A 12,706-nucleotide genomic window follows, 5' to 3' on the forward strand; every position below is an offset into this window, starting at 1 on the left:
GGCGTTCACGTCAACCGGACCGGCAGTTCGTCGTAGCCCCGCAGGGTACGGGTGGGGCGACGACGGACCGGGCCGGCGAGCGTCACATCCGGGTAGCGCTCGAAGAGCCGGCGCAACGCCTCCTCGCCCTCGATGCGGGCCAGCGACGCACCCAGGCAGTAGTGGACGCCGCTGGAGAACGCGAGGTGCTCCTTGGCGTTCGCGCGGTGGACGTCGAAGCGCTCCGGGTCGTCGAAGACCGCGGGGTCCCGGTTGGCTCCGCCGATGAGGATCGACAGGAACGTGCCCTTGCGCACCGGTACTCCCGCGACCTCGGTGTCACGCAGCGCCCGCCGGGCCGTGTTCTGCACCGGCGACTCGTACCGCAGGATCTCCTCGACCGCGTTGCCCCAGTCCAGGCCGTCCAGCTGGTCGCGGTGGGACATCAGCAGCGCCGCGCCGTTGCCGATCAGGTTCACGGTCGTCTCGAACCCGGCGGCGAGCAGCAGGCCCGCGATGGCCAGCAGCTCGTTCTCGTCGAGATCGTTGTCGTCGTGGATGAGGCGGCTGATCAGGTCGTCGCCGGGGTCGTGGCGCAGCCGGGCGAAGTGGCCGGACATCCAGTCGTTGAGCTGCCGGATCGCGTGGTCCACCCGGCGGTACTCGCGGTAGGACAGTCCGATGTCGAGCACGGGCGCGGCCGCGCTGCCCCAGGCGACGAACTGCGCCCGCATGGCCGCCGGGACACCGAGGATCTCCGCGATGATCGTCACCGGCAGCAGGCTCGCGTAGTCGCGGACCAGGTCGGGTTCCGGGCCCGCCCGGTCGAGCAGCTCGTCGGCGAGCTCACCGACCCGCTCGCGCATCGACGCCATCGCGCGCGCGGTGAACACACGGGAGACCAGCCGCCGGTAGCGGGTGTGCACCGGCGGGTCGACGGCGAGCATCGACGGCGGCGTCACCGGGCCGATCGTCCGCTGCGGGCGGGTCATCATCCAGCGGGCCGCGGGCGGCAGGGCGTCCGGGTCGGAGACGACGCCGAACGCGTCGCTGCGCAGCACCGCTCCGGCGATGTGGTGATGGGCGGTCGCCGCCAGGAACGACCCCCGCACGATCGGCGCGCGGTCGCGGATCTCGGTGTAGAGCGGGAACGGGTCCTCCCGGGTGGAGCGGTCGGAGAACAGCCGCGCCTGCAGGTCACCCTGCTTGCGGGCCCGGTTCATCGCCAGCCGGGCGACGCCGTGCCGCGTCGACCAGGAGCCGGCGGTGAGCAGCTCGGCGTGCAGACGGTTCGGGCGCTCGCGAGTCTCCATGGAACCTCCAGACGTACGACGTACGTCTTACGTACACCGTACGTACGCTAGCCGTCAACGTGAATGGTGGTTAACATTCCGCCCATGGAGCTCACCGAAGCCCGCCGCCGGTTCGCCGAACTCCGCGACCGGGCCGAGGGCGTCCGCCCCGAGGAACTCGACGAGATCTGGGCCGCGTTACCGACCGCACGGGTCGACGACGTCCTCGGAGCCTGGAAGGGGGCCGACTTCGCCACCGGGCACCCGCTGCACCAGGGTCTGGTCGACGCGCGGTGGTACGGCAAGACGTTCGTCAGCGCCTCCGACGCCAAACCGCTGATCTGCACCGACGAGAACGGCGCGCGCTACTCCGACCTCGCGCTCGGACGCGGCGGCGAGGCCTCGCTGTGGGCGGTCGAGTTCCGCGGCGAGGTCACGGCGACGATGGTGTACGACGCCCAGCCGGTGTTCGACCACTTCAAGTGGGTCGACGACGACACGCTGATGGGGATCATGAACGGCAAGTCGCCGCTGATCTTCCACCAGGGGCACCACTACTACTTCCTGCTCGAGCGGGACGTATCGGGTACAGTCCCGGCGTAGGTCATGAGTGCCAGCGCCAAGCCCCGGCTCGCTGGCCGGCAACCCTCCACGGTTCGCGGTGGGGTGCCCCGGGTGAAGACCTGGCCCGACCGTGGTCCTCACGGCGGGCAAGCGCGGACCTCGTGACGGGGTCCTCTGTGCCAGGAGTGACGCCTCGTGCTGACCCATGCCCACCCCGCCCTGCCCGCCGCGACGAGCCCCGGAGACCGCCGGAGCGCCGGAGTGACCGTGCTCGGAGACGACCTGCCGGTCACGCTGGCCGACGGCACGCTCACCGACCACGTCAACCTCGACTACGCCGCGACCGCGCCCTGCCTCGCCGCCGCCGCGGAGGCCGTGAACGCGATCCTGCCCTGGTACGCGAGCGTGCACCGGGGCGCAGGCGCGGCCTCGCAGCGCTGCACGCTGGCCTACGAGCGGGCGCGCCAGACGATCGGCGACTTCGTCGGCGCGCGCCCGGCCGACCACGTCGTGTTCACCCGGAACACCACCGACGCGCTGAACCTGCTGGCCCGGGCGCTCCCGGCCGGGACCACGGTCGTCGGCTGGGCCGGTGAGCACCACGCGAACCTGCTCCCCTGGACCGACACCGTGTCGCTGCCGGTCCCCCGCACCGCCGCCGAGGCGATCGCCGGCCTCGAAGCCGCCCTGGCCGACCTCCCCGCCCCGCCGCGCGCGGCCACCCCCGGCCGCGCGGGCACTCCGGGGCGGCTCCGGGGAACCGTGCTGGTCACCGTCACCGGGGCCTCCAACGTCACCGGCGAGGTGTGGCCGCTCGCCGCGCTCACCGAGACCGCGCACCGCCACGGCGCCCGCATCGCCGTCGACGCCGCCCAGCTCGCGCCGCACCGCCCGGTCTCGCTCGCCGCCACCGGCATCGACTACCTCGCGCTCTCCGGACACAAGCTCTACGCCCCCTTCGGCGCCGGCGTGCTGGTCGGACGGGCCGACTGGCTCGACGCCGCGGACCCCTACCTGGCCGGCGGCGGGGCCACCGCCTACGTCGCCCCGGTGACCGACGGCGACCTGATCGGCTACGCCGTGGACTGGAACTCCGGGCCGGCCCGGCACGAGGCCGGAACCCCGAACCTGCTCGGCGCGGTAGCGCTCGCCGCGGTCTGCGAAACCCTCGCCGCCGCGGACCGCGACGCCCTCGCCGCCGACGAGAATGCCCTGGTGGAGCGGCTGCGCGACGGGCTGGCGCACCTGCCGGGCGTCGAGGAGCTGCGGAAGTTCACCGACGGGCACGACCGCGTCGGCATCGTGAGTTTCGCGGTGGCGGGCGTGCCGGCCGCGGACGTGTCCGCGTACCTCGCCACCCGCCACGGCATCGGGGTCCGCGACGGCCTCTTCTGCGCCCACCCGCTCACCGAGCGTCTGCTGGCCGACGCGTCCGCCCGCGCCGGCGCCGACCTCGGCCCCACCGCGGTGCGCGCCAGCGTCGGTCTCGGCAGCACTCCCGGCCACGTCGACCGGCTGCTGACCGGGCTCGCCGAACTGACCCGGGACCGTTTTGGTGGGCTATGACCCACCCGAACGTTCACGCTTCACGAGGGGTTCTCCGGATATCGACCGGGTCGCTGGCGCGTACCCGATAGTGTTCGCGGATGTTCGTTGTGACCCTCACTTACGTCGCTGACATCTCCGAAGTGGATTCCGAAGAGGAAGCCCACCTCGCCTGGCTCGACAGCCAGTTCGCCGACGGGGTGTTCGTCGCCTCCGGCCGGCGGGTGCCGCGCCACGGCGGCGTGATCTTCGCCGACAACGTCGATCGCGAGGAGCTCAACCGGCGCCTCTCCCTCGACCCCTACGCCGAGAAGTGCCTGGCCGACTACACCGTGATCGAGTTCGACCCCACGCGGGTCGCGCCCGGTTTCGAGAAGTTACGCTCCGACACCGCTTCTCCGGGTGCCGGCGTGGCCGGTGTCCCGCCCCGCTCCGCCGTCCCGGCCGACGCCCCCGCCACCGAGGCCTGAGAGGCACGATCTCGCGCCGCGCCGGTCGCGCGGCGCGAGCCCGCGCGTCAGGACGGTGCGGGGTGGGCGTTCAGCGCGATACCCGGCTCGAACGCGCCGGTGACCAGGGTGTCGGCGCAGTAGTCGGGCGAGACGAAGATCTTGCGCGCGCCGCTGAAGCCGTCGTAGGCGAACAGGTACACGCGCACCGCGGCGTCGGTGTGCTCACGCAGCAGCGTCGGCAGGTCGATCGACGGGTCGACGCCGCACCGCTCGAGTTCCCCCGGCGGTACCCGCCCCAGGCACATCCGGACGTACCGGTAGCTCTGCCGCTGCAGCCGCGGGAGCCACGTCACCGACGTGGGCAGCTCGATCAGCGACACCGGCGAGCCCGCCTCGTCGACCTCGTGCGGTAACCGTAGCTGGGCCCATACCTGCAGGTCGAGCGCGTGCCGGCGGCCGGTGTTCACGATCTTGATCCGCGGCATGTCGTGGTCGGTGCCGGTCCACGCCGTCTCCGGCGGCGCGACGATGATGTCCGACCACCCGATCCTCGGCGCCAGCCGGCGGGTGAACCACCACCAGAACAGGAACGACGTCAGGATTCCTGTCGGCACGCTGATGAGGGTCGAGACAATGATCTCCACGGCACCACAGTGGATCGGATCCGGTCCGGTCGCGCAGCCGATTATCGTGACCGCATGAGCGGCGACCGGGACCGGGACTCCGGAGGACGGCCACGCCAGGCCCGCCCGCGCGACGCGACGGGCCGTCCGCTCCCCTACGGCGACCCGCGGGGCGTCGACCCGGTGTCGGAGGAGCCGTTGCCGCCTCCGCAGGCGCTCGCCGAGGCCCAGCGGCTTCTCGACGGTGGGCGCGCCTTCTCCGCTCACGAGGTGCTGGAGGCGGCCTGGAAGGCCGCACCCGAGTCCGAGCGCGAGCTCTGGCAGGGCCTCGCGCAGTTCTGCGTCGGCATCACGCACGCCCAGCGCGGCAACCGGACCGGCTCCGGGACGCTGCTGGCCCGCGGCGTGGCCCGGCTACGGCCGTACGCGGCGGCACCACCCCACGGCATCGACGTCCCGGGCCTGCTGACCTGGTACGACACTCACCGGGACGCCCCGGAGAAGGCCGCGCCGCCTCAGCTGACGTGACGGTCGACCTCGGCCAGCAACGCCATCACGTCGATCGGCTTGGCCAGGAACGCGTCCGCTCCGCCCCCGCGTAGGCGCTGCTCCGCCCCGCCGGAGACGTCCGCGGTCACGATCACCACCGGTGTCCGGCGCAGCACCGGGTCGGCGTGATGGCGCACGGCCGCGAGCAGCTCGTCACCCGACAGGCCGGGCAGGTGGACGTCGAGCAGGACGAGCGCGGGCCGGAGTTCCTCGAGCAGCCGCAGCCCGGACGGGCCGTCCGGAGCCACCACCAGGTTGAGCTGCTCGCGCTTGCTGAGCACCCGCTGCACGAGCGTCACGTTCGCGGGGTTGTCCTCGACGTAGAGCACGGTGGACGTGTGCACGGTCGGCGTCACCGGCGCGATCCCGGCGACGATCAGCTCCACCGGGTCGTCCTGGCCGGCCGCGGAGGCCGGGAGATCGATCTGGAAGGTGCTGCCGAAGCCGGCCACGCTGCTCACGCCGATCCGGGCGCCCATCGCCTCGAGCAGGCTCTTGACCAGCGACAAGCCCAGACCAGTGCCTTCGACGCCGGTCCGCTCGGCGCCGAGCCGCTCGAACGGGACGAACACGTCGTCCAGCCGGTCGGCGGGGATGCCGAGCCCGGTGTCGGTGACCGTGATCCGCAGCCAGGTCGCGGCGCCGGCCGCCACCCGGCCACCCTGGTCGTCGGCCGGGTGGAAGTCGACCGTGACGCGTCCGCCGGGCCGGTTGTACTTCACCGCGTTCGACAGCAGGTTGAGCAGCACCTGGCGGAGGCGCTGCCGGTCCGCGCGGGCGATCATGCCGGTCGTGGCCATCGTGGGGCGTTCGAGCGCGACCCCGGCGTCCTCGGCGGCCGGTCGCATCAGCGTGAGCGCCTCCTCGACCAGCGGCTCGACGTGCACGCCCTCCACCGAGAGCGAGAGGCGTCCGGTCTCGATCCTGGCGACGTCGAGCGCGTCGTTGAGCACGGCGAGCAGGTGTCGTCCGGCGCGCAGGATCTGGCCGAGGTTGTCCGCGTCGATCGGGGACAGGTCGGCCGATTCGAGCAGCTGGGCGAATCCGAGGATCGCGTTGAGCGGCGTGCGCAGCTCGTGGCTCATCCGCGACAGGAACTCGCCCTTCGCGCGGTTGGAGCGTTCGGCCCGGTCGCGGGCCTGTTCGGCGCGGTCGCGGGCGACGTGGGCGTTGAGCGTCTCCTGCCGCCGTTCGGTGACGTCGTGCAGCGTGCCGGCGAACCCGACCGGGGCGCCGGAGCCGTCGAGGAGCGGGCCGCCCTGCACCTCCATCCAGCGCGAGTCGCCGTCGCGGTCGCGGAAACGCACGTCGCGGACCATGGACCGGACGCGGTCGGGGCGCGACATCTCGGCCATGTGCTCGGCGGCGACCTGACGGTCGTCGGGGTGGACGCTGTCCATCGCGCCCTGGCCGATCACGTCGCTGGCGGGGATGCCGGTGAACTGCGTGAACGCCGGGTTGACGTAGGAGATCCGGCCCAGCGTGTCGATCTCGACGACGACCGAGCTGAGCTGGTCGAGCAGCGCCCGGGCGTGGTGTTCCTCGAGGTCGGCGGCGAGCAGCGTGGCGCGGCGGGCGATCGCGGCACCGATCAGCGCGCCGGCGCCGACCGCGACCTCACCGCGCTCGCTCTCGCGCAGGTGCTCGGCGACAGCGGTCTCGTTGACCACGCCGCCGATGCGCAGCGCGGCGGTGACCAGGCCGCCGTGGGCCACCGGGACGAGCACGGCCGGGCCGCCGAGGCTGGTGTCGTCGACGGTCGGTCTACCCTCGTCAAGGCGCTGCCACTGGATGTCGCTGAGCCCCGGCGCGGCGCCGATGCCGGGTGCACCGGCCGGCAGCCCGGGGAGCGGCGCGGGCCCCGCGGCGGGCGTGAGCGCCGGAGGCACCGGCGCGGCGTGCTCCCCGGGTTCCGGCGCCGGCGGCAGTCCGGGCGTGAGCCCCGGTGCCTCGGCCAGGCTCGGCGGCTCCGACCGCCCGGAGGCCCCCGGGAGACCGGGCGCGTCCGCGAGCGGGAACGGCTCGGACGGCTCGGACGGGCGCACGACCAGCTCGCCCCGGCGTCCGCCGACGAACGCGGTGACCGCGACCACCGACAGTTCGAGCGCGCTGTCCAGCGTCGCGACCGTCGAGGCGGACAGCAACGTGCCCACCTCGACGAGCAGCTCGACACCCGACCGGTCGGTAACGTTAGGCATTGTCCGGTTCGTCACACTGCTCAATCGGCGCGCGCACCGCGGTCCTGAGTGCTCAGGGCACCACCCACGCGGTGAGCGCGGCGGCCAGCGTCCCGTCGTTCTCCACGGTCTCCACGGTCAGCCGGACGAGCTTGGTGGTCAGCTGCTGCGGCTCGGCCGCGAGCCGCGAGGTGAGCACGCAGACCGTGGTGCCCGCCGACGGCGTGACCCACCCGACGCCGGGGTCGGACTGGATCGCCTCCACGCACCCGCCGGCCGACGCCTGCGGATCCGCCACCACCGCGAACCGCGCCGACTCGCCGAAGTCCAGGTGGAAGCCGTCGGCGCAGCTGCCGTACGCGGCGTCGGCCCCGGCCGGTGGCAGCACCCGGGGCTCGTCCAGGTCGAGGTCGGTGCCCTCGCAGGTGCTCGGCTGCACCCGCACCGGCTGGACAGCGTAGGCCAGCTCGTAGTTGCCGGCCGGATCCAGGCGATCGGGGTTCAGTGACGCGGTCGGGCTCGGCCGCGGCGGCGCGGGCGGCTCGGGCGCCGGTGCCACCGGCTGCGCCACCCCCGGTGTCGACGGGGCCCCGGCCGCCACCGCGCTCGCCGCCGCGCTGGCCGCCCGCTCGGCCGCGGATTCGGCGCTCGCCGCCCGGCCGACCGCGATCAGGCCGGTGACCGTCGCGATGCCGCCGATCAGGATCGCGAGCACCGCGAGGCCGAGCGCGACCACCGGCAACCCGGCCGCCTCGAACGACCGGCTGACCCGGCGGTGCCGGACCCCGGCCTGCGAGTGCCGCCCTGGCCCCGGCTCGGGAACGCCGGTGAAGCCCAGAAACCCGGGCTCCTCGGGGACGGGCTCGGCGGAGTCGTCCGGGTCGTCGTCCGTAACCGTCCGCCCGTACACCGTCGCGGACCGGCCGTAGAGCGTCCCCGGACGCTCGTACGGCGCTCCGTAGGGCACGTCGTACCGGGTCCAGTCAGATTCGTCGCTGCTGGGTTCCCGGAACTCGGGCTCCTGAAGGCTACGCTCCACCGGCCCAGATCCAACCCGATTACCCCGGTTCATCCCAATCCGACACGCTAGACATTGCGGCGGTATTCGCCGCCCACCTCGAAGAAGGCCTCGGTGATCTGGCCCAGGCTGCACACCCGGGCGGCGTCCATCAGTACCGCGAAGACGTTGTCGCCGGCCATCGCCGCGTCCTTGAGACGACGCAGGGCCTCGCGCGCCTCGGGCCGGTGCGACTCCTGGAACGCGCGTACCCGCTCGACCTGCGAGCGCTTCTCGTCCTCGGTGGCCCGGGCGAGCTCGATCTCGCCGACCTCCTCGCTCCCCTCCGGCGGCAGGAACGTGTTGACGCCGACGATCGGCAGCGACCCGTCGTGTTTGCGCTGCTCGTAGAGCATCGACTCGTCCTGGATGCGGCCGCGCTGGTAGCCGGTCTCCATCGCCCCGAGCACACCGCCGCGCTCGGAGATGCGGTCGAACTCGGCCAGCACGGCTTCCTCGACCAGGTCGGTCAGCTCGTCGACGACGTAGGCGCCCTGCAGCGGGTTCTCGTTGACCGCCAGGCCCCACTCGCGGTTGATGATCAACTGGATCGCCAGGGCCCGGCGCACCGAGGCGACGGTCGGGGTGGTGATCGCCTCGTCGTAGGCGTTGGTGTGCAGGCTGTTGCAGTTGTCGTAGATCGCGGTGAGCGCCTGCAGCGTCGTCCGGATGTCGTTGAACTGCATCTCCTGGGCGTGCAGCGACCGGCCGGACGTCTGCACGTGGTACTTGAGCTTCTGGCTGCGCTCGTTCGCGCCGTAGCGTTCTTTCATCGCGATCGCCCAGATCCGCCTGGCGACGCGGCCGAGCACGGTGTACTCGGCGTCCATGCCGTTGGAGAAGAAGAACGAGAGGTTCGGCGCGAAGTCGTCGACGTCCATGCCGCGGGCCAGGTACGACTCCACGTAGGTGAAGCCGTTGGCCAGCGTGAACGCGAGCTGGCTGATCGGGTTCGCCCCGGCCTCGGCGATGTGGTAGCCGGAGATGCTCACCGAGTAGAAGTTGCGGACCTGGTTCTGGATGAACCACTCCTGGATGTCGGCCATCATCTTCAGGCTGAACTCGGTGGAGAACAGGCAGGTGTTCTGGCCCTGGTCCTCCTTGAGGATGTCGGCCTGCACGGTGCCGCGCACCTTCGTCAGCGCGTCGGCGGCGGTGCCGCCCCGCTCCAGCTCCTGGTCGATCACCGTGTTGAGGAAGAACGCGAGGATCGTCGGTGCCGGGCCGTTGATCGTCATGCTCACCGACGTGGTCGGCGCGGTGAGATCGAAGCCGTCGTAGAGCGCCTTCATGTCGTCGAGCGTGGCGATCGAGACCCCGGACGTGCCGATCTTGCCGTAGACGTCCGGCGGGGTGTCGGGGTCGCGCCCGTAGAGCGTCACCGAGTCGAACGCGGTGGAGAGCCGGGTAGCGGAGTCGCCGGAGCTCAGGTACTTGAAGCGGCGGTTCGTGCGGAACGCGTCGCCCTCGCCGGCGAACATGCGTGCCGGGTCCTCGCCCTCGCGTTTGAACGGGAAGACGCCGGCGGTGAACGGGAACCGGCCGGGGAGATTCTCGGCGCGCAGGAAACGGAGCCGCTCGCCCTCGTCGACGTGGCGCGGCAGCGCCACCCGCGGCACCTTGGTGCCCGAGAGCGTCTCCTTGCGGAGCACGGTACGCAGCTCGCGGTCGCGGACCCTGGTCACGAGCTCGTCGCCGGAGTAGTCGGCTTCCAGCTGCGGCCAGGAGGCCAGCAGCGCGTCCGCGTCGCGGTCGACGGCCACCCCGTCGATGAGCGTGCGCAGGGCGTCCGTGGGTGCACCGGCGGCCGTCAGTGCTTCGTGCGCGGCGACGAGATGAGCGCGCTGACGCACGGCGTCGACCTGGGTGGTCGTGGTGGCGTGGTAACCGCGGACGTTCCCGGCGATCTCGGCGAGATAGCGGGCCCTGGTCGGGGGCACCACGGTCGAGGCCGCCGTCGAGGTCTTGCCCTCCACGGCCGGGAGGACTCCCTCGGCGACCGGCAGGCCGGTGCCCGCGAGTTCGTCGCGCAGGTACTGGTAGAGCGCGGTGACGCCGTCGTCGTTGAAGGTCGCGGCGCTGGTCCCGAACACCGGCATGTCGGCCCAGGCGGCGCCGAACGCCTCCCGGTTGCGTACGAGCTGGCGGGCGACGTCACGGCGGGCGTCCTCCGCGCCGCGGCGCTCGAACTTGTTGATCGCGACCGCGTCGGCGTAGTCGAGCATGTCGATCTTCTCGAGCTGGGACGCCGCGCCGAACTCGGGCGTCATCACGTACAGCGAGGTGTCGACGAACGGGACGATCGCGGCGTCGCCCTGGCCGATGCCCGGGGTCTCGACGACCACCAGGTCGAAGCCCGCGGCCCGGCAGATCTCGATGGCCCGTTCGAGCCCGTCGGGGAGTTCGCGGCCGGCGCCGCGGGTGGCCAGCGAGCGGAAGAACACGACGTCGCCGTCGAGGCCGTTCATCCGGATGCGGTCGCCGAGCAGCGCGCCGCCGCCCCGGCGTCGGGTGGGGTCGACCGCGAGCACCGCGATCCGCAGCTTGTCCTGCTGGTCGAGCCGGAACCGGCGGACGAGCTCGTCGGTGAGCGACGACTTGCCCGACCCACCGGTGCCGGTGATGCCGAGTACCGGCACGGTGCGGGCCGCGGCCCTGGCCTCGATCTCGGCGGTGAGCTCGGCGGGCAACCGGTCGGCCTCGGCGAAGGTGATCGCCCGCGCGACGGCGCTGGTGGCGCCGGTGAACAGACCGTCCAGCGCGGTGTCCTGGTCGATCGTCGGCGTCGCCGCCGCCGCGCCGAGAATCTCCGCGACGCCCGTGACCGGTGCGCTCTCGCCGGTGGCGAGGGAGTAGTCGCAGGCCGCGATCATCGAGTTGATCATGGCCGCGAGACCCATCTTCTGGCCGTCGGCGGGCGAGAAGATGCGGGCGACGCCGCGGGAGTGCAGAAGCCGGATCTCCTCCGGCACGATCACTCCCCCGCCGCCGCCGAACACCTTGATGTGTCCGGCGCCGCGCTCGTTCAGCAGCTCGACCAGGTAGCTGAAGTACTCGACGTGCCCGCCCTGGTAGGCGCTGATCGCGACGCCCTGGACGTCCTCCTCGATCGCCGCGTCCACCACTTCGCGCACCGAGCGGTTGTGGCCGAGGTGGATCACCTCCGCACCCTGCGACTGCAGGATCCGCCGCATGATGTTGATCGCCGCGTCGTGCCCGTCGAACAGGCTGGACGCGGTGACGAAGCGGACCGGGTTCACCGGCACGTGGAGCGACGGAGGCATGAACGTGGTCCCGTCCCGAGTCGATTACTTTGACTTCCTACTATCTGACTACCAAGCAAAAATGTCCAGGTTCCGCCGGGCTCTATCCTGTGCGCCACGACACGCGGGGCCTGTTCGACGGCTCGCCGCTGCTGCCGTCCGCGGTGTGCGCCGAGCCCGACGGTCGTCCGCTCGTGGGCCGGGACGCGTTGCACGCCGGCGCGGTGCTCGTTCGGCGCGGTGCTCACCAGGGTCCGCGACGAGGCCGCCGCCACTCTGCGCGACACTCCGGACGAGACCGTGCCGACGTTCCCGGCCGCGGAGCAACAGCGGTCCGCTGTCGGTGAGCCCGGCCCCCGAGGACCACGTCCGCACCGGCGACGCGCTCGGCGTCGCCGGCCCGGACTACCCGCCGGACTTCACCCGGGTCGGTTGATCCGCGCCAGCAGGCGCGCGCGGGCCCCGGCCAGGCTGGGGCCGTACCAGGTCAGCGAGCGGCCGTCGACGCACGCGAACGGCGTGCCCGGGAACACCTCCGGGCCGTCGCCGGGCGTGAACTCGTACGGCTCGTCGGGCAGCAGAACGAGGTCGACCGGCGGCAACGCGGCCGGGTCGAACCTCGGATACCGCTCCGGGCTGTCCGCGAACACGTTGCGGTACCCCAGCCGCTCGACCAGGTCACCGGCGAACGTGTCCGACCCCAGCGCCATCCACGGCCGCCGCCAGATCGGCACCACCGCCGTGGACACGGCGGGGACCGCGACCCGCCACTCGTCGGCGGCGGCGTCCAGCCAGGCCGGGCGGGCCAGCCCGAGCGCGGTGAGCAGCCGCTCCAGCGACGAGAGGGCGGCGGGGACCGTGCGGATGTCGGTCACGTACACCGGGACGCCGGCCGCACGCAGTGCGTCCAGGTCGGGGGCGCGGTTCTCCTCCTGGTTGGCGAGCACGAGGTCGGGCGCGACCGCGACGATCGCCGCCACGTCGGGGTTCTTCGTGCCACCGAGACGAGGAACGTCCAGGTCGGCCGGGTGCGTGCACCAGTCGGTGACGCCCACGAGCAGCTCGCGTGCGCTCGCCGCGACCGTCTCGGTCAGCGACGGCACGATGCTCACCACCCGGCGCACCTCCCCGGGCAGCGTCACCGTGTGACCGAGGTCGTCCACCACCGTCGCCATGCCCCCGACGATAGGCCGATACGCTGCGGT

The 12,706-nt window shown here is 72.5% G+C and carries 10 protein-coding genes and 1 riboswitch; of the genes, 4 read left to right on the forward strand and 6 right to left on the reverse strand.

Annotation, left to right across the window (positions count from 1 at the left end; translation table 11 throughout):
• Positions 1-5: 5 nt before the first annotated feature.
• Positions 6-1,292: a cytochrome P450 gene (locus tag CRYAR_RS29750; RefSeq protein ID WP_084701091.1), complete on the reverse strand. Its 1,287-nt coding sequence runs from the start codon at positions 1,290-1,292 to the stop codon at positions 6-8.
• Between the two features lie 84 nt (positions 1,293-1,376).
• On the opposite strand from CRYAR_RS29750, the gene CRYAR_RS29755 reads away from it, so the two are divergent.
• The 3 genes from CRYAR_RS29755 (at position 1,377) to CRYAR_RS29765 (ending at position 3,850) form a co-directional block, all read left to right on the forward strand.
• Positions 1,377-1,874 carry a DUF4334 domain-containing protein gene (locus CRYAR_RS29755; RefSeq protein WP_035856646.1) on the forward strand — a complete coding sequence of 166 codons (498 nt, stop codon included), beginning with the start codon at positions 1,377-1,379 and terminating at the stop codon, positions 1,872-1,874.
• Positions 1,874-1,994, forward strand: a riboswitch (SAM riboswitch). It overlaps the preceding gene by 1 nt.
• A 102-nt stretch (positions 1,995-2,096) precedes the next feature.
• Entirely contained in the window at positions 2,097-3,401 is a 1,305-nt protein-coding gene (locus tag CRYAR_RS29760) for an aminotransferase class V-fold PLP-dependent enzyme (RefSeq protein WP_035856647.1), read from the forward strand.
• Between the two features lie 80 nt (positions 3,402-3,481).
• Positions 3,482-3,850, forward strand: coding sequence for a YciI family protein (locus CRYAR_RS29765; protein WP_063725787.1), 369 nt, complete (start codon positions 3,482-3,484; stop codon positions 3,848-3,850).
• Positions 3,851-3,897: 47 nt separating this feature from the next.
• Here CRYAR_RS29765 and CRYAR_RS29770 read toward each other — a convergent pair whose 3' ends face one another.
• Positions 3,898-4,446 carry a hypothetical protein gene (locus CRYAR_RS29770; protein ID WP_157018167.1) on the reverse strand — a complete coding sequence of 183 codons (549 nt, stop codon included), beginning with the start codon at positions 4,444-4,446 and terminating at the stop codon, positions 3,898-3,900.
• A gap of 84 nt (positions 4,447-4,530) precedes the next feature.
• Between CRYAR_RS29770 and CRYAR_RS29775 the strand changes: the two genes are divergently transcribed.
• Entirely contained in the window at positions 4,531-4,983 is a 453-nt protein-coding gene (locus CRYAR_RS29775; RefSeq protein ID WP_051571109.1) for a DUF309 domain-containing protein, read from the forward strand.
• On the opposite strand, the gene CRYAR_RS43825 is transcribed toward CRYAR_RS29775, so the two are convergent.
• From CRYAR_RS43825 to CRYAR_RS29795, 4 genes are all read right to left on the reverse strand, one after another.
• The gene (locus CRYAR_RS43825) at positions 4,971-7,202 is read right to left on the reverse strand and encodes an ATP-binding protein (protein WP_051571110.1); all 2,232 of its coding nucleotides are present in this window, start codon (positions 7,200-7,202) and stop codon (positions 4,971-4,973) included. The genes CRYAR_RS29775 and CRYAR_RS43825 overlap by 13 nt on opposite strands.
• A gap of 52 nt (positions 7,203-7,254) precedes the next feature.
• Positions 7,255-8,220 carry a hypothetical protein gene (locus tag CRYAR_RS29785; protein WP_035856649.1) on the reverse strand — a complete coding sequence of 322 codons (966 nt, stop codon included), beginning with the start codon at positions 8,218-8,220 and terminating at the stop codon, positions 7,255-7,257.
• Between the two features lie 47 nt (positions 8,221-8,267).
• The gene (gene icmF / locus CRYAR_RS29790; RefSeq protein ID WP_035856650.1) at positions 8,268-11,522 is read right to left on the reverse strand and encodes a fused isobutyryl-CoA mutase/GTPase IcmF; all 3,255 of its coding nucleotides are present in this window, start codon (positions 11,520-11,522) and stop codon (positions 8,268-8,270) included.
• Between the two features lie 398 nt (positions 11,523-11,920).
• Complete coding sequence (locus CRYAR_RS29795) at positions 11,921-12,676, reverse strand: helical backbone metal receptor (RefSeq protein WP_211247703.1); 756 nt, start codon at positions 12,674-12,676, stop codon at positions 11,921-11,923.
• Positions 12,677-12,706: the final 30 nt, after the last annotated feature.

The sequence above is a fragment of the Cryptosporangium arvum DSM 44712 genome, from assembly GCF_000585375.1.
GTDB classification, from domain to species: Bacteria; Actinomycetota; Actinomycetes; order Mycobacteriales; family Cryptosporangiaceae; genus Cryptosporangium; species Cryptosporangium arvum.

Bases quoted from the DNA above. Each gene is read 5' to 3' on its own strand.
- CRYAR_RS29765 (WP_063725787.1), top strand. From the start codon at position 3,482: ATGTTCGTTGTGACCCTCACTTACGTCGCTGACATCTCCGAAGTGGAT.
- CRYAR_RS29755 (WP_035856646.1), top strand. From the start codon at position 1,377: ATGGAGCTCACCGAAGCCCGCCGCCGGTTCGCCGAACTCCGCGACCGG.
- CRYAR_RS29750 (WP_084701091.1), bottom strand. From the start codon at position 1,292: ATGGAGACTCGCGAGCGCCCGAACCGTCTGCACGCCGAGCTGCTCACC.
- icmF (WP_035856650.1), bottom strand. From the start codon at position 11,522: ATGCCTCCGTCGCTCCACGTGCCGGTGAACCCGGTCCGCTTCGTCACC.
- CRYAR_RS29775 (WP_051571109.1), top strand. From the start codon at position 4,531: ATGAGCGGCGACCGGGACCGGGACTCCGGAGGACGGCCACGCCAGGCC.
- CRYAR_RS29795 (WP_211247703.1), bottom strand. From the start codon at position 12,676: ATGGCGACGGTGGTGGACGACCTCGGTCACACGGTGACGCTGCCCGGG.
- CRYAR_RS43825 (WP_051571110.1), bottom strand. From the start codon at position 7,202: ATGCCTAACGTTACCGACCGGTCGGGTGTCGAGCTGCTCGTCGAGGTG.